Raw genomic sequence first — 15,312 nt, 5'->3', positions numbered from 1 at the left:
CGCACCCGTGCCGGTCTAAAATAGCGTTTTCCCGTACTTGCCTGGGTTTCCACGCCGTGATTCGTTTCAACCAGTTCAGCCTTGCCCGCGGCACCAAGCCGCTCTTCGAACAGACCACGTTCGCGCTCAATCCTGGCGAAAAGGCGGGGCTCATCGGCGCTAACGGCGCGGGCAAGTCCACGCTCTTCTCAGTGCTGCGCGGCGACTTGCACGCTGACGGCGGCGATTTTTCGATGCCGCCGTCGTGGCAAATCGCGCACGTCGCACAGGAAACGCCGGCCGTGGACCGCACCGCGCTCGACTACACGCTCGACGGCGACACGCAATTACGGCGCATCGAAGCGCGGATTGCGGCGGCATCGGCGGCTCACGACGGCGCCGCTGAAGCCGACGCGCACGCCGCTTTCGCCGACGCCGACGGTTACACCGCGCCCGCTCGCGCCGAGACGCTGCTGATCGGCCTGGGCTTCACGCTCGCGCAAACAAAGGAACCGGTGACCAGCTTCTCCGGCGGCTGGCGCATGCGCCTGAATCTGGCGCAAGCGCTGATGTGCCGCTCGGACCTGCTGCTGCTGGACGAACCCACGAACCACCTGGATCTCGACGCGATCATCTGGCTGGAAGACTGGCTGCATCGCTATCCGGGAACGCTGATCGTGATCTCGCACGATCGCGAATTCCTCGACTCGGTCTGCAACGTGACGCTGCATCTGGAAAACCGCCAAATCAAGCGTTACGGCGGCAATTACAGCCAGTTTGAGATCCTGCGCGCGCAGCAGATCGCGTTGCAACAAAGCGCGTATGTGAAGCAGCAGAAGACGGTTGAGCACCTGCAAAGCTTCATCAACCGTTTCAAGGCGCAGGCGACCAAGGCCAAGCAGGCGCAAAGCCGCGTGAAGGCGCTGGAACGGATGGAGATCATCGCACCGGCACATGCTTCTTCGCCGTTCACTTTCGAATTCCGCGAGCCCGATGCCGCGCCGAACCCGATGATGGTGATGGAGGCCGTGCGCTGCGGTTATCACACAGAAGCCGGCGAAGTACCGATTGTGGAAGGCGTCACACTGTCCATCCAGAACGGTCAGCGAATTGGCCTGCTGGGTGCGAACGGACAGGGGAAATCGACGCTCATCAAGACGTTGGCCGGCACGCTTGAAGCGTTGAGCGGCACGGTGCGCGAGGGTAAGGGCTTGCGTATCGGCTATTTCGCGCAGCATCAGCTCGAAACCCTGCGTCCTCAGGACTCCGCGCTGGAACATGTCGCCCGGCTCGCACCCGACACACGCGAACAGGAATTACGCGATTTCCTCGGCGGCTTCAATTTTTCCGGCGAAATGGCGACCGCGAAGATCGCGCCGTTTTCCGGAGGAGAAAAGGCCCGGCTCGCGCTTGCGCTGATCATTTGGCAAAAGCCCAATTTGCTGCTGCTCGACGAACCGACGAACCACCTGGATCTCGAAACGCGTCACGCGCTGACCATGGCGCTCGCGCAGTTCGAAGGCACATTAATCCTGGTGTCGCACGACCGCCATTTGCTGCGTGCTACCACCGATAATTTCATGCTCGTGGCAAAGCACCGGCTGCAACCGTTCGACGGCGATCTCGACGATTATCGCGACTGGCTGCTGCAGCACGCGGCGGAGCAGCGGGCAGCGGCCAAGGAGATGGCCGGCAGTAGTTCAACTGATGATTCGCTGGAATCGGGGCAGAACCGCAAGGAGCAGCGTCGCCTAGAGGCACAAGAGCGGCAGAAACTCTCGCATTTGAAAAAGCCGCTGCAATCGCGGATTTCTAAGATCGAGAAGGAGATGGACAAGCTGAATGCCGAGAAAGGGCAGCTTGATATTTTCGTGGCCGACGCCGCCAGTTACGAGCCTGCCATGAAGGCCAAGCTCACGGAATCGATCCGCCGTCAGGCCGATGTGAACGGTCAACTGGAAGCGCTCGAAGCGCAATGGCTCGAGGCGCACGAGGAACTGGAACAGATCGGCTGAAAGCCCGCTGATCTGCCCGGTCTAGCGCCGGGGCAGCGTCTGCCGCGGCATTCCTTCGTCGTCGACGAGTACGTGTTTGCGTCCCGTCACGTGGCGCCGAATGGTCGCTACGACCTCATCTTCGGTCACGTCTTCGGCGACTACACGGCGTGATATCTGCCCCTCGGCGTCGATCCACTCGACGATCCGGCACCCGCCGCCCCATGGCTGCTGGATGGGTGCCGACACTCGGCAGCCGCGCATATGAAAAGAAGGGCGAGACAAAGTTTGATCTGCGTGTTTCAAGGCGTGGTCCTTTTTCCTTTTCCGCTCGTATCCGGGTTTGTCGCGATACAAGGATAGAAAAAGCACGCCCCGCGTGGGTTACACGAACCTCGCAGTTTTTTACACGACATTACTAAGGGACCGATCAACGCCAAGATCGCAGCGCGGTCACGAAACGCTTCAGGCCAGCGACCGCACGCGATCGATCGCCTCTTCAATCCGGTCGACCGCGATCACTTCGAGCCCTTCGATAGGTTGCTTCGGCGCATTCGCCTTTGGAATCAGCGCGATCGAGAAGCCCAGTTTTGCGGCCTCCTTCAGCCGATCCTGACCCCGCGGCGATGGCCTGATTTCACCTGCCAGCCCGACTTCGCCGAACACGATCAGACCCTTGGGCAGCGCCTTGTTACGCATCGACGAGTGGATGGCGAGCAATACAGCCAGATCGGCCGCAGGTTCCGTGATCTTCACGCCGCCCACGGCGTTCAGGAATACGTCCTGATCGAAGCACGCAATGCCCGCATGCCGATGCAACACGGCCAGCAGCAATGCAAGCCGGTTCTGCTCCAGCCCTACGGCTAAACGGCGCGGATTCGGGACATGCGCGGTATCGACAAGCGCCTGCACTTCCACCAATAACGGCCGCGAACCTTCCTGCGTCACCAGCACGCACGAACCTGGAACGCTCTGCTCATGCTGCGATAAAAACAGCGCCGACGGATTCGCTACGCCACGCAAACCGCGCTCGGTCATCGCGAATACGCCAAGCTCGTTCACCGCGCCGAAGCGGTTCTTGAACGCGCGCACGAGCCGGAACGATGAGTGGGTGTCGCCTTCGAAATACAGCACCGTATCCACGATGTGTTCAAGCACGCGCGGCCCGGCGAGATTACCTTCCTTGGTCACGTGGCCGACCATAATGATTGCTGTGCCCGTCTGCTTCGCAATGCGGGTAAGCTGCGCCGCGCATTCGCGCACTTGCGCAACAGAACCCGGCGCGGAAGTCAGCGCTTCGGAATAAACAGTTTGAATTGAATCGATGACCGCCACTTCCGGCCGCTCGGTATCGATCGTTGCCTGGATTCGCTCGAGCTGGATTTCCGCCAGCAAGCGCAAATCGGGCGCTGCGTTGCCGGAATCGCCGAGAAGGCCCAGCCGTTGCGCGCGCAACGCGATTTGCGCACCGGACTCTTCGCCGCTGATATAAAGCGCGGGCCGCTCGCGGGCAATTTCCGCCAGCGATTGCAGCAACAGCGTGGATTTTCCGATGCCCGGATCGCCGCCGATCAGCACCACGCCGCCGGCCACCAGGCCACCGCCCAGCACCCGGTCGAATTCACCAATACCCGTGGTAAAGCGCGGCACGTCCGACGCTTCGATCTCTGACAAGCGCTGCACCGGAGAGGTCTTCGCGAGTGCTTGAAAGCGATGCGCCGAGGGCGACTCCGCCACCGACTCGACCAGCGTGTTCCACGCGCCGCAAGCGGGACATTGACCTTGCCATTTCGGCGCCTGACCGCCGCAGTCACTGCATACGTATAGTGTCTTGACCTTCGCTACTTTCGCCACTCGCCTTCCTGAATTCCGTCGTTATCTACTCGAACAACACGTTTTATTCCGCGCGCATTGGTACGCGCGGCGCTACCGCGCACATCAACTCATATCCAATCGTGCCGCACGCCGCCGCGACATCGTCGATCGGTAGCTTCGTGCCCCACAACTCCACGTGGGCCCCGATCCCAGCAGTTGGGACCGGCGTCAGGTCAACCGTCAGCATGTCCATGGACACCCGGCCGACAATCCGCGTCGTCACGCCATCGACAATAACTGGCGTGCCTTCGGGCGCACATCGAGGATAACCGTCCGCGTAACCGCAAGCCACTACGCCGATCCGCATAGGACCTGTGGACGAGAACACGGAACCGTAGCCGATCGAGTGACCCGCGGGCACTCTCTGCACACCGATCAACTCGGACGCAAGCGTCATGGCCGGACGCAATCCGGTCGTAGCGATATCGGCCGTTTTGCCTGACGGCGACGCGCCATACAAGATGATGCCGGGCCGCACCCAGTCGAAATGCGCGGCTGCATGCCAGAGCGTCGCCGCGGAGTTGGAAAGACTGCGCGCGCCCGCGATGCCTTCGGCACCACGCTCGAACGCTTCGAGTTGATGATCGATGCCGCGCGGACCGTCGGCATCGGAGAAATGGGTCATCAGCGTGATCTGGCCCACGCCCTGCACAGCCCGCGCGCGTTCCCACGCGGCCCGAAAGCGCTCAGGCGTATAACCGAGCCGGTTCATGCCGCTGTTCATTTTCAGCTGGATATTGACCGGCTTCGATAGCCGCGCCATTTCGAGCATCCGCAACTGCTCATCGCAATGCACGGCCGTGGTCAGGCTGTAACGATCGATGACGTCGATATCAGTCGGACGGAAAAAACCTTCCAGCAGCAAGATAGGACCGGCCCAGCCCAACTCACGCAACTTGACCGCTTCTTCGAGGTCGAGCAGACCAAAACCGTCGGTTGCGCGCAATCCAGGGAACGCTCGCGCCACGCCATGGCCATATGCATTGGCCTTGACCACAGCCCATATCTTGGATTTCGGCGCGTGACGGCGTGCGACGGCGAGATTGCTGGCAAGTGCAGCGGTGTGGATGGTGGCGGATATCGGGCGCGGCATGGGAAGTTCAGTTGGAAAGAGAGGTGATTATGCAAGAGCGGAGCGCAGCGTGACGGTTGCCGGAAGGCTCGCCGAATGGCTGCGTTTCTTACCCGGCACGGAAGCAGCCGATCGTGCCCTATTCATGACCTCTCTAAAACGATACCGGCCGCTTGGGGAAGATCCGCCGCCGATTGATCATTGCATATGATGGCCACTCAGTAAGAGACCGTGCACACGGTGATAAATTCGAAAATAACCGATTTGGCGAGCCAATAGATGAATCAGTACCCGAATCAATGTCTTATCGGCGCCTTGCAGACCGGTGACGTTCGGGCCGGAACGTCCGCGAATTGTCATGCACGTTACTGCTAGTCAGAATGCGCCTATTTTCGTGTTATAAAGCCGTGCACACAACCCATTTCGAACAGAAAATGCCTGAACGGGAGCCTGAGCGCAAAGCCGGACGCGAGCGACGAGCGCGCCGTGTGCGAACGGGGCGGATTACCCGCAGTGCGGACTAGCATCGGATCAGATGAAAAAAGGTTTTTACACCATCATGGCCGCGCAGTTTTTCTCGTCGCTGGCCGACAATGCCCTTCTGATCGCTGCGATCGCCCTGCTGAAAGATCTTCACGCACCGAACTGGATGACACCGCTGCTCAAGCTGTTTTTTGTGCTGTCATACGTTGTTCTGGCCGCTTTCGTTGGTGCCTTTGCAGACTCGAGACCGAAGGGCCACGTGATGTTCGTCACCAACTCGATCAAGGTCGTCGGCTGCCTGACGATGCTGGTCGGTGCGCATCCGTTGCTCGCCTACGGCATTGTCGGATTCGGCGCCGCTGCGTATTCGCCCGCCAAATACGGCATTCTCACCGAGCTCTTGCCAGCCGACCGCCTGGTCGCGGCGAACGGCTGGATCGAGGGCACCACGGTGGGATCGATTATTCTCGGCACCGTCATGGGCGGTGCGCTGATCAGTCCGCACATTGCGTCGCACATTCTCCAACTGCATATCCCGAAGGTCGATACCCCTGCTGAAGGCGCGATGCTCGTGATCGTGTTTATGTACATTGTCGCGGCCCTCTTCAACCTGCGGATTCCCGACACCGGCGCGCGTTATCCGAAGCAGGAGCATCGCCCGATCAAACTGATCACCGATTTCGCCGATTGTTTCAACGCGCTCTGGCACGACAAGCTCGGCCAGATCTCGCTCGCCGTGACCACGCTGTTCTGGGGCGCGGGCGCGACGCTGCAGTTCATCGTGCTCAAATGGGCGGAAGTCTCGCTCGGCATGTCGTTGTCGGAAGCCGCCATTTTGCAGGCGATCATCGCTGTTGGCGTGGCGGTCGGCGCTATTCTTGCGGCCGCCCGCGTGCCGCTGAAGAAGTCGCTTTCCGTGTTGCCGGTGGGCATCATGATGGGCGTTGCGGTCATGCTGCTCGCGTTCTATTCGAAGCATCTGTTCCCCGTGCACTGGGGCATCTATTTCGGCCGGATGCACGTCCCGGGGTATCTGATCGTCGCGTATATCTTCCTGATGATCGTAGGCGGCCTGTCGGGCTTTTTCGTGGTGCCAATGAATGCGCTGCTGCAGCATCGCGGCCACGTGCTGTTGTCGGCGGGTCACTCTATTGCAGTGCAAAATTTCAACGAGAACCTCTCGGTGCTCGTGATGTTGTGCCTGTACGCCGTGCTCGTCTGGCTCGACGTGCCGATTCAATTCGTGATCGTGCTGTTCGGCACCTTCGTCTGCCTGATGATGTACTTCGTCATGCGGCGGCATCAGGCGAATCAGCGGGCCTTCGATTCGGTCGCGCTGATCGGCGAATCTCGTCATTGAGTGGTGGCTTTGGGGTGGTCGCTGCGTGTGCCTTGCGTGCGACCTAACCCAAGCAAAGCTTGAAACCACACGGGACACCCAGCCGCCCGGCGCGCGATAATCCCGCTTATCACCATTCTCTCTACACCCTGCCCATGCTTGCCGCCGATCTCTTTTCGTTCGCCGTGCGCGTGCGCGAACGCGCGCCGCTCGTCCACTGCCTGACGAATCTCGTTGTCACGAACTTCACGGCAAACGTGCTGCTCGCGCTGGGCGCCGCACCCGCAATGGTCATCGCCCGCGAGGAAGTAGGCGAATTCGTGCCGCTGGCCAACGCGGTATCGGTGAACCTTGGCACGCTCGACCTGCCGCAAAGCAAGGCGATCCGCGCCGCGGTGGAAGCCGCCCATCGCGCGCACAAACCGTGGGTACTCGATCCCGTGGCGGTCGGCCCGCTGAGTTTTCGCACGGCGTTCGCCTTTGATTTGCTCGATGCACATCCGACCGTGATTCGCGGCAACGCGTCGGAGATCATCAGCTTGTCGGGCGGTGAATCGAGCGCACGCGGCGTCGACAGCACCGCGTTCGCCGAAGCCGCGCTCGACGCCGCCCAACTCCTCGCGCTGAATACAGGCGCCATTGTCGCCGTCACGGGGCAAACCGATTACGTCACCGACGGCCGCCGGACGATCGCGTTATCGAATGGATCGCCATTGATGACGCGCGTGACCGGTGTGGGCTGCGCGTTATCGGCGACGGTCGCGGCGTTTGTGGGCGTGGCCGATAACGATGAACGCTGGGCCGCTACGGTCGCCGCTATCGCCTATTCGAGCATCGCGGGTGAGTTGGCATCGCGTGACGCTGCATTGCCGGGCAGTTTCGCGGTTGCGTATCTCGACCGGCTGGCGTCTCTCGATGCCAACCTGTTCGGCGCCACGCTCGTGTCGCGTGACGTCGCGTCCGGCGCGTGATGAACCTCGATCTTTCGCTGTATCTCGTCCTCGATCCCGTCCAATGCGGCGGCCATGCACGCGCGCTCGATGTCACCCGTGCAGCGCTCGATGGCGGCGTCACGATCGTGCAACTGCGCGCGCCCGAATGGCACAAACGCGCGTGGCTTGAGCTTGCGCTGGACCTGTTGCCGCTCACGCGCCAGTATGGCGTGCCGCTCATTATTAACGACCACGTGGATGTCGCGCTTGCGGCCGGCGCCGATGGCGTGCATATCGGCCAGAACGACTTGCCGCCGGACGTCGCCAGGAAGCTGCTGGGGGCGCAGGCGTTGATCGGGCTGTCGGTGTCAGACCAGCTGCAGGTCGATCACGCCAACACGCTGGGCGCGATAATCGATTACGTCGGCGTGGGACCGGCATTCGATACACCGACCAAGCCGGACGCGTCGGCGGCATGTGGTATCGACGGCCTCGCCGCGCTGTGTGCGGGTTCTCTTCATCCGACGGTGGCTATCGGTGGCATCCAGTTGCACAACGCCGCCGATGTCAAACGCGCGGGACCGGGCGGGATCGCGGTGGTTTCCGCCATCTGCACCGCTGTCGACCCGCGCCTCGCCGCGCAACGATTGCTGGCCTCCTCCTGAAAACCTCATGACCCATTCGATCCCCAACGTCCTCACCATCGCCGGTTCCGATTCCGGCGGCGGCGCGGGCATCCAGGCTGACCTCAAGGCATTCTCGGCGCTCGGCGCTTATGGCTTGTCCGTTATCACGGCGCTCACCGCGCAGAACACACGCGGCGTGACGGCCATCCATACGCCCGACGCGTCATTCGTCACCGCTCAGCTTGACGCCGTTTTCGACGATATCCGCATCGATGCCGTGAAGATCGGCATGCTCGCCAATGCCGACGTAGTGCGCGCAGTAGCGGCCGCGTTGCGCCGGTATCGGCCCGTGCATGTGGTACTCGATACGGTGATGATTTCAAAGAGCAATCACGCTTTGCTCGCGGCGGATGCAGTGGCTGCGTTACGCGATGAACTGCTGCCGCTCGCGACGTTGGTCACGCCCAATCTGCCGGAAGCGGCTGCGTTGCTGAACGTGGCGTCGGCCGAAGATGAGGACGCGATGGTGCGCCAGGGCGAAGCGCTGCGAGCATTGGGTGCGCGGGCGGTGTTGATGAAGGGCGGCCATCTGAGTTCCGCCGATAGCCCCGACTGGCTGATCGAAGACAGCGGTGCGTTGCGGCTTGGTGGGCCGCGTGTGCCGGTGAAAAACACGCATGGGACGGGGTGCACGTTGTCGTCGTCGATTGCGGCGCTGCTGCCCCAACGCGATTCACTTGCCGCCGCCACCGCCGATGCCAAGCTCTATCTGACCGGCGCTATCGAACAAAGCGCGCGGCTGGACGTCGGGCACGGAGTGGGTCCGGTGCATCATTTTTTCAAGTGGTGGTGAGGATCGCTGTGCCAAGTGCGAGCTCGGACGGCGAGGTCAGGAAGCATGCTTAACCCGAAAAGTCGGCGGCGCGCTCCGGCCATTCATCGGGCACGATAAAACCGCGCGAATGCTCGCGCCAGACGTTGCCGGTCGGGAAGTGGCAACGTTCATAGCGCGCGACCATGATCGGCGACGACAGCGATGCAACGCGCTCAGACAACACCGCCGTCTGCTCAACCAGCGCATCACCCTCTTGCGCCAATAACGTTCGTTCTGCCATCCATCCCAATCTGGGCAACGAAGCAAATAGTTCGTCCCCCTTCGAATCCCGCCACTCCGACGCCGTTTTCCACCACCCTCGCAGATGATTCTCAGCAAGCTCGACCGGCGGATTCGACGCGAGGCTCAAACCGCCATCGCGATAAAACAAGCGCCCTTTGACGAACAACTCAGCGCGCCAGGGACCCTCGAAACCGAGCGATGCAAACTCATCGCGTGCACTCAAACCCAGTTGATGATTTAAAAGCCGTGCGTGTTTCAGGTCGAAGCGATCCTGCAAATTCGGACCGACGTAGTGGGCCAGCGTAGCAGCCCCGTCACCCCCGCCGATGTGCAGATAAAACTTCACCGCGAGTTCCCAGTGCAGCCGCTCGCCAAGCACGTTCTCCAGCAGGAAATCGACTTCGCCGAGCGTACGTTCTGCCGTGCGCAATGGGATGTTCGCTGCAATCAGCCGCGCGTTCGGACCATGCGTCAGGAAGTATTCGAGCAACGCTTCAGCGTAGAAACCGAGCCGCGTCAGCGACGGTTTGTGAACCTGTGCATGAAGGGCTGCAGGGTCGCGATCGAGCGCGGCGAGCCAACCCAGCGTGGTTTGGCACTCTGTCGCGGTTGCGGCCGGGTGCGCCAGCGGCGCGCCCGCGCGCGAAGTACTCAGCAAGTCCGGCGAGAACAGCAGCCACGCGAGATCCCGGACGGCGGGATCGTGGAATGGCGTGATCTCGTCCGCGGCCGTCACTGGCCGTCTGCCGCCTGCAGCGACTTGCGGTAAGTAGCTTGGGCGAGACACAGATCGGCCCATGCCTTGGCCTTGTCGGGGAGACTGCGCAGCAGGTAGGCCGGGTGATACGTGACAATGACCGGCACACCTTGATAGTCATGCACGCGTCCCCGCAGCGATGCAATGCTCGCCTCCGTCTTGAGCAGGCTCTGCGCGGCAAACCGCCCAAGCGCGACAATCAGCTTGGGTTTCACCAGCTCGACCTGGCGCTTCAGATAGGGCTCGCAGCGCGCGACTTCATCGAGTTCAGGATTGCGGTTACCGGGCGGGCGGCACTTGATCACGTTCGCGATGAACACGTTGTCCTCACGCGATAACGCCACCGCGTGCAGCATGCTGTCGAGCAGCTTGCCCGCCTGGCCGACGAACGGTTCGCCCAGCTTGTCCTCGTTCTCACCGGGCGCTTCGCCGATCAGCATCCAGTCACCGTTGCGGTCACCCACGCCGAACACCGAGTTCGTGCGACGCTCGCACAAGCGGCAGCGTTCGCACACGGCGACGCGCGCGGCCAGCGTGTCCCAGTCGAGGGTCGCGATATCGTCGGCCGTGTCATCGACGGTTTCCGGCACAGCAAGAGATTGCGGCGGCACATCGTCGAGCCACGGGAGGTCGTCGAAGACTGGCGGCTCGGCATCGGTCCGCGGCGAGTCGATCTTTGCAACCAGTGCCTGACGCGCGTTGCCTTGGGTCGACTTCGCGGCAGAAAGAGCGGCATCGAGCGCGGTCAGTGTGTCGGCTGGATCGGCTTTCCGGGCAACCGTCGTGTGCGTTTCTTCAACCGGCATAGGGGGAGCCACGGCGGCCGCTTTACGATCGAGCGCAATCGCTGTCGACTCTATCGACTGATCAGGCACAGCGACGGACGCATCAGCCGAAGCCGAAGCCGATGCCGCCTCCCGCCTCACCCAGACCGTTCCTAGCCCGAACTCTTCCAGCATCGATTTATGCAGCGCCATCCACGGCCTCCTTTGAAAACGTCAGACGCATGACGAGTGCATCCTCGCGCGATCGGTGCCGCGCGGGGTAATAGTTTTTGCGCCGCCCGATGGTGGCAAAACCAAAGCGCTCGTAAAGCTGGATGGCGCGCGGATTCGACGGCCGCACTTCCAGCAGCACGCCCTCGAGTTTCTGCTGCCGCGAGATACGCACCGCTTCGCGCAACAATGTGAGCCCTGCACCGGCGTGTTGCGCCTGGGGCGCGACGCACAAATTCAACAGATGCATTTCATCGACGACCGGCATCAGCACGCAATAACCCAGCAGCGTCCCCGTGACATGGCGCAGGCAGACGCCGAAATAACCGTTGCGCAGCGAGTCCTGGAAATTGCCGCGGGTCCAGGGAAATTCGTAAGCGAGCTTCTCGATGGCGGCGACCTCATCGAGATCGGCTTCCGTCATCGACGACAGATAACGATCCGCCATCAACACGCCGCTCACCGTAGAGGCTCCGTCGTTTGAACAATCGGGGCGGCGTGATTGGCTTGATCTCCTGCAGCGGCGGCGGCAGCTTTGGCGGCACGCGCGTCCATCCGCTCGGCGGTAGTCTGTGCGACCTTGTTGCGTACGTACTCCGGCGCGGCCTGATCCGGCGCGACCGTCCGGCCGGCGCGTAGTGCGCGCAAACCGGCGAGCGCCACGGGCAACGCATGTGGCAGCGCATCGAAATCGATACGGCACGCCGGAGCGGCCGGCATGGCCAATCGTTCGCCGAAAGCGGCCGCCGCATTGCCCGCCAACGTGAACGGCTCGTCCGGCCGGACAATTGCTTCGGGCAGGTCAAGCGATGCCGCCTGGACCGTGGCCCACTCGCCCGCCGCTGAGTCCCAGCGGAAATCCGCCCAGTACGCCTCGTTCATGCGGGCGTCGAGCGCTGCGAGTACACGCGTGGCCGATGGCTCGTGCAAGCGCGCAAACTCCGCGCAGGCGAGCAAGGTGCCGACCGGCACCACCGGCACGCTCAACCCGAACGCCAGCCCCTGCGCAACGCCGGTTGCCGTACGCAATCCGGTAAATGAGCCCGGCCCGGCGCCGAACGCGATTCCCGAGCAATCTTGAAGCTTCAAACCGGCGAAATCGAATAATTCGCGGATCGCGGGCAGAAGGCGCGTGCTGGATACCGGCCCCGTCAATTCATGACTGAACCAGACCTGAACTTCGCCAGCAGAGTAATGAGGAGCGCTTCCATAGTCGGTGGCCGCGGTGGTGGCCGTCGGATCGGCGATCAGCAGCGCGACTGAACAGAATTCGGTCGAGGTATCGAGGGCGAGTAAAACGGTGCGTGTCATGGCCGCTATTGTAATGCGTGACGTAACGCGTGAGCCGTGAGGCGTAACGGGTAAGCGCCGAGCGGACAACGCCCGCTCGTGCAGCATCTGGCCCTTCGCCTGGGAATTCTGGAAGAAACCCTCGACAAGCGCGCGCAACCCGCTTGCTATGATCGCCGGTCCTTAATCAGCATGTCCGGAGAACCGAATGAGCGGAATCAACGAACTCGACGCGCAATTTGCGCTTGCCCAGGCGGACGTCAAGGAATTGTCCGAGCGCCCGGGCAACCTCACACTGCTGCGCCTCTACGCGCTCTACAAGCAAGCGAGCGTGGGTGACGTGCAAGGCGACAAGCCGGGTTTCGCCGATATCGCCGGCAAATACAAATACGACGCATGGGGCGCACTCGCAGGCACGCCGCAGGACACTGCAAAGCAGCAATATATCGGGCTGGTGGAATCGCTGAAAAGCGGCGCCTCGGCGTAAAGCCCGGGCAGGTAGGCGTCGACCAGGCCGTTGGTTGAGCAGGTTGAGCATCCTGCGGCGCCTTTTCAAGATGCAGGCGAAACTCCCCGCCCCAGCCAACAACAAGATGAATCAAACTGTCTTAAAATCTGGCGCAGCGCAACAATTGCCGTTATACTCTTGCCTGCGCTTCACTGTGACCGGATGAATTGTTGGTTTTAGTCGATTCATCGCACGCAGCGCGGCGCCTCGTAGCGTTTTGCTCCAATCCAGTTTAGAAACTGTCCCCTCCCTGCTAGGCCTTCTCTTCGGCCGATCATGCATCAGGCTGACGACAAAGCCGCCTCGGCCTGTCGAATCCGATACAGCTTCTAACGAAAAGCTCGCCTTTATTGTTGCGAGCTGCCCCCGTTTTTCGATTTGCTCGCTGCTTCTTTGCTCGCTGAATCTGACGACTTGGGTATGCCGATTGGCGCCACACGCCTTATTCCCCGTTTCAAGGAAAGACATGACTTCGAGCAACACCCATAGCCCGCTGGACTCCATCGCTGCACTGGCACTCGGTGAAGACGCACCCGCCGCGCCGGCAGCATCTGTTTCGCCCGCTATCCCCGCCCCTATTTCTTCAGTCGCGCCGGTCGCTGCTGCTATCGCTGTGCAGACTGGCCCGAGCTTCGAGTCGCTCGGCCTGTCGCCAGAGATCATTGTTGCGCTGACAGCCTCTGGCTATCAAGTGCCGACGCCGGTTCAGCAGCGCGCCATTCCCGCAGCGCTCGCCGGCCGTGACTTGCTGGTTTCCAGCCCGACCGGTTCGGGCAAGACCGCAGCATTCATGCTGCCCGCTATCGAACGTTTCTCGCAGCTCGAAAAGGCCAAGGCTTCAGCTCCGCGTGAACCGCATGATCCGAACGCCCGCCCGGCCCGCCGCACCCAGCCGGTCGCTCGTCCGACCATGCTGGTCCTGACCCCGACCCGTGAACTCGCCATGCAGGTTACCGCTGCCGCGACCACGTACGGCAAGCACCTGCGCCGGTTGCGCACGGTCAGCATTCTTGGCGGTGTCGCGTATGGTCAGCAATTGATGCTGCTCGCGAAGAACCCGGAAATCCTGGTTGCTACGCCGGGCCGTTTGCTCGATCACCTGGAACGCGGCCGTATTGACCTGTCGCAACTGCAAATCCTCGTGCTCGACGAAGCCGACCGCATGCTGGACATGGGTTTCATCGACGATATCGAAACCATTGTTGCCGCTACGCCGGCCACGCGTCAGACGCTGCTGTTCTCGGCAACCATCGACGGCAAGATCAGCTCGCTGACCGGCCGCCTGTTGAAGAACCCGGAACGTATCGAGATCATTCAAAAGCTCGAAGCGCAGAACAACATTGCGCAAACCGTGCATTACGTCGATGACCGCGATCACAAGGATCGTCTGCTCGACCATCTGTTGCGCGACGCCGGCCTCGATCAGGCTATCGTCTTCACGGCAACCAAGAACGACGCTGACCAACTGGCTATCCGTTTGTCGGACGCTGGTTTTGAATCGGCTGCCCTGCACGGCGATCTGCCGCAAGGCGCGCGTAACCGCACGATTCGCGCACTGCGCGAGCGCAAAGTGCGCGTGCTGGTCGCAACCGATGTCGCCGCTCGCGGTATCGACATTCCCGGTATCACGCACGTGTTCAACTACGATCTGCCGAAGTTCGCGGAAGACTACGTTCACCGAATCGGCCGTACGGGCCGTGCTGGCCGTACCGGTACGGCAATCAGCCTTGTGCATCACGCTGAGCAAGGCGCGCTGAAGCGCATCGAGCGTTTCGTTCGCCTGCCGCTGAATGTGAGCGTTATTGCTGGTTTCGAACCGCGTCGCTCGGCTCCGGCCGGCGGTGGCGGTGGTCGTCCCGGCTTTGGCGGCCGTGGCCGTCCGGGCGGTGGCGCTGGTGCGGGTGGCGCAGGTCGCCGCTTTGGTAGCGGCGGTGCCGGCAACGGTGGTTCGGCTAAGCCAGGCGGCTGGGGCAACAAGCCGGCAAGCGCCGGTGCTCGCGATTCGCGCGACGGTGGCTCGCGTGACGGATATCGTAGCGGCGGTGGATCGCGTGACGGCGGTTCGGGCTTCGGCGGCGGTTCGCGTGACGGCTATGCAGCACGTCGCAACGACGGCCCGCGCGCTCCGCGTCGTGGTAGCTAAGTCGCAATAAGTACGGCGCACGTCTTATGTGCGCCGGTAAAAAGAAACCGATGCCTCGTGCGTCGGTTTTTTTTCGCCCACGCCTTGAATTTCACAATGTGGAAAGATCTTTTGTGCCGCGAAATTGTTGGTGCATGGCACAAGACTTCACGTATCAGCATGGGAAAGATCGTTTTGTATCGTGAAATATTATTTTCAAATC

The 15,312-nt window shown here is 61.8% G+C and carries 14 protein-coding genes; 7 read left to right on the top strand and 7 right to left on the bottom strand.

What is annotated here, in order from left to right:
- The first annotated feature begins 56 nt into the window (after window positions 1-56).
- Window positions 57-1,994 (top strand): ATP-binding cassette domain-containing protein, encoded by a 1,938-nt coding sequence (locus FH08_RS0141420; RefSeq protein ID WP_031363989.1) that lies wholly within the window; start codon window positions 57-59, stop codon window positions 1,992-1,994.
- A gap of 21 nt (window positions 1,995-2,015) precedes the next feature.
- On the opposite strand, the gene FH08_RS0141415 is transcribed toward FH08_RS0141420, so the two are convergent.
- The 3 genes from FH08_RS0141415 to alr all read right to left on the bottom strand — a co-directional run bounded on the left by FH08_RS0141415 (window position 2,016) and on the right by alr (window position 4,941).
- Window positions 2,016-2,237, bottom strand: coding sequence for a DUF2866 domain-containing protein (locus FH08_RS0141415; RefSeq protein WP_200878868.1), 222 nt, complete (start codon window positions 2,235-2,237; stop codon window positions 2,016-2,018).
- A gap of 201 nt (window positions 2,238-2,438) precedes the next feature.
- Entirely contained in the window at window positions 2,439-3,827 is a 1,389-nt protein-coding gene (gene radA, locus FH08_RS0141410) for a DNA repair protein RadA (RefSeq protein ID WP_031363987.1), read from the bottom strand.
- A gap of 43 nt (window positions 3,828-3,870) precedes the next feature.
- Window positions 3,871-4,941 carry an alanine racemase gene (gene alr / locus FH08_RS0141405; RefSeq protein ID WP_031363986.1) on the bottom strand — a complete coding sequence of 357 codons (1,071 nt, stop codon included), beginning with the start codon at window positions 4,939-4,941 and terminating at the stop codon, window positions 3,871-3,873.
- A gap of 514 nt (window positions 4,942-5,455) precedes the next feature.
- On the opposite strand from alr, the gene lplT reads away from it, so the two are divergent.
- The 4 genes from lplT to thiD are packed head-to-tail and all read left to right on the top strand — an operon-like array spanning window position 5,456 to window position 9,153.
- On the top strand, window positions 5,456-6,763 hold the full coding sequence (gene lplT, locus FH08_RS0141400; RefSeq protein WP_031363985.1) for a lysophospholipid transporter LplT: 1,308 nt from the start codon (window positions 5,456-5,458) through the stop codon (window positions 6,761-6,763).
- Window positions 6,764-6,822: 59 nt separating this feature from the next.
- The gene (thiM, locus tag FH08_RS0141395) at window positions 6,823-7,713 is read left to right on the top strand and encodes a hydroxyethylthiazole kinase (protein ID WP_235210664.1); all 891 of its coding nucleotides are present in this window, start codon (window positions 6,823-6,825) and stop codon (window positions 7,711-7,713) included.
- Window positions 7,713-8,339, top strand: coding sequence for a thiamine phosphate synthase (gene thiE, locus FH08_RS0141390; RefSeq protein ID WP_031363983.1), 627 nt, complete (start codon window positions 7,713-7,715; stop codon window positions 8,337-8,339). Before thiM ends, thiE begins: the two co-directional genes overlap by 1 nt.
- 7 nt (window positions 8,340-8,346) lie before the next feature.
- Window positions 8,347-9,153: a bifunctional hydroxymethylpyrimidine kinase/phosphomethylpyrimidine kinase gene (thiD, locus tag FH08_RS0141385; protein WP_031363982.1), complete on the top strand. Its 807-nt coding sequence runs from the start codon at window positions 8,347-8,349 to the stop codon at window positions 9,151-9,153.
- Window positions 9,154-9,202: 49 nt separating this feature from the next.
- On the opposite strand, the gene FH08_RS0141380 is transcribed toward thiD, so the two are convergent.
- From FH08_RS0141380 to tsaB, 4 genes are read right to left on the bottom strand one after another with little or no spacing between them, the layout of a single operon-like run.
- Entirely contained in the window at window positions 9,203-10,153 is a 951-nt protein-coding gene (locus FH08_RS0141380; RefSeq protein ID WP_031363981.1) for a DUF1853 family protein, read from the bottom strand.
- The gene (locus FH08_RS0141375; protein WP_031363980.1) at window positions 10,150-11,151 is read right to left on the bottom strand and encodes a uracil-DNA glycosylase; all 1,002 of its coding nucleotides are present in this window, start codon (window positions 11,149-11,151) and stop codon (window positions 10,150-10,152) included. Before FH08_RS0141375 ends, FH08_RS0141380 begins: the two co-directional genes overlap by 4 nt.
- The gene (rimI, locus tag FH08_RS0141370) at window positions 11,138-11,632 is read right to left on the bottom strand and encodes a ribosomal protein S18-alanine N-acetyltransferase (protein ID WP_031363979.1); all 495 of its coding nucleotides are present in this window, start codon (window positions 11,630-11,632) and stop codon (window positions 11,138-11,140) included. The genes FH08_RS0141375 and rimI overlap by 14 nt, the downstream gene beginning before the upstream one ends.
- A complete protein-coding gene (gene tsaB, locus FH08_RS0141365) occupies window positions 11,629-12,480 on the bottom strand; it encodes a tRNA (adenosine(37)-N6)-threonylcarbamoyltransferase complex dimerization subunit type 1 TsaB (RefSeq protein WP_031363978.1) in 852 nt (283 codons plus the stop codon). The genes rimI and tsaB overlap by 4 nt, the downstream gene beginning before the upstream one ends.
- A 187-nt stretch (window positions 12,481-12,667) precedes the next feature.
- Here tsaB and FH08_RS0141360 point away from each other — a divergent pair, with 187 nt between their 5' ends.
- On the top strand, window positions 12,668-12,946 hold the full coding sequence (locus FH08_RS0141360) for an acyl-CoA-binding protein (protein ID WP_419178053.1): 279 nt from the start codon (window positions 12,668-12,670) through the stop codon (window positions 12,944-12,946).
- A 487-nt stretch (window positions 12,947-13,433) separates the two neighbouring features.
- On the top strand, window positions 13,434-15,110 hold the full coding sequence (locus tag FH08_RS0141355) for a DEAD/DEAH box helicase (protein ID WP_031363976.1): 1,677 nt from the start codon (window positions 13,434-13,436) through the stop codon (window positions 15,108-15,110).
- The last annotated feature ends 202 nt before the right edge of the window (window positions 15,111-15,312 follow it).

The sequence above is a fragment of the Caballeronia sordidicola genome (genome assembly GCF_000729995.1).
In the GTDB taxonomy this organism is placed as follows: domain Bacteria; phylum Pseudomonadota; class Gammaproteobacteria; order Burkholderiales; family Burkholderiaceae; genus Caballeronia; species Caballeronia sordidicola_A.
The sequence above is the reverse complement of the archived record's forward strand: the minus strand, read 5'-3'. Positions and strand labels throughout refer to the sequence as shown.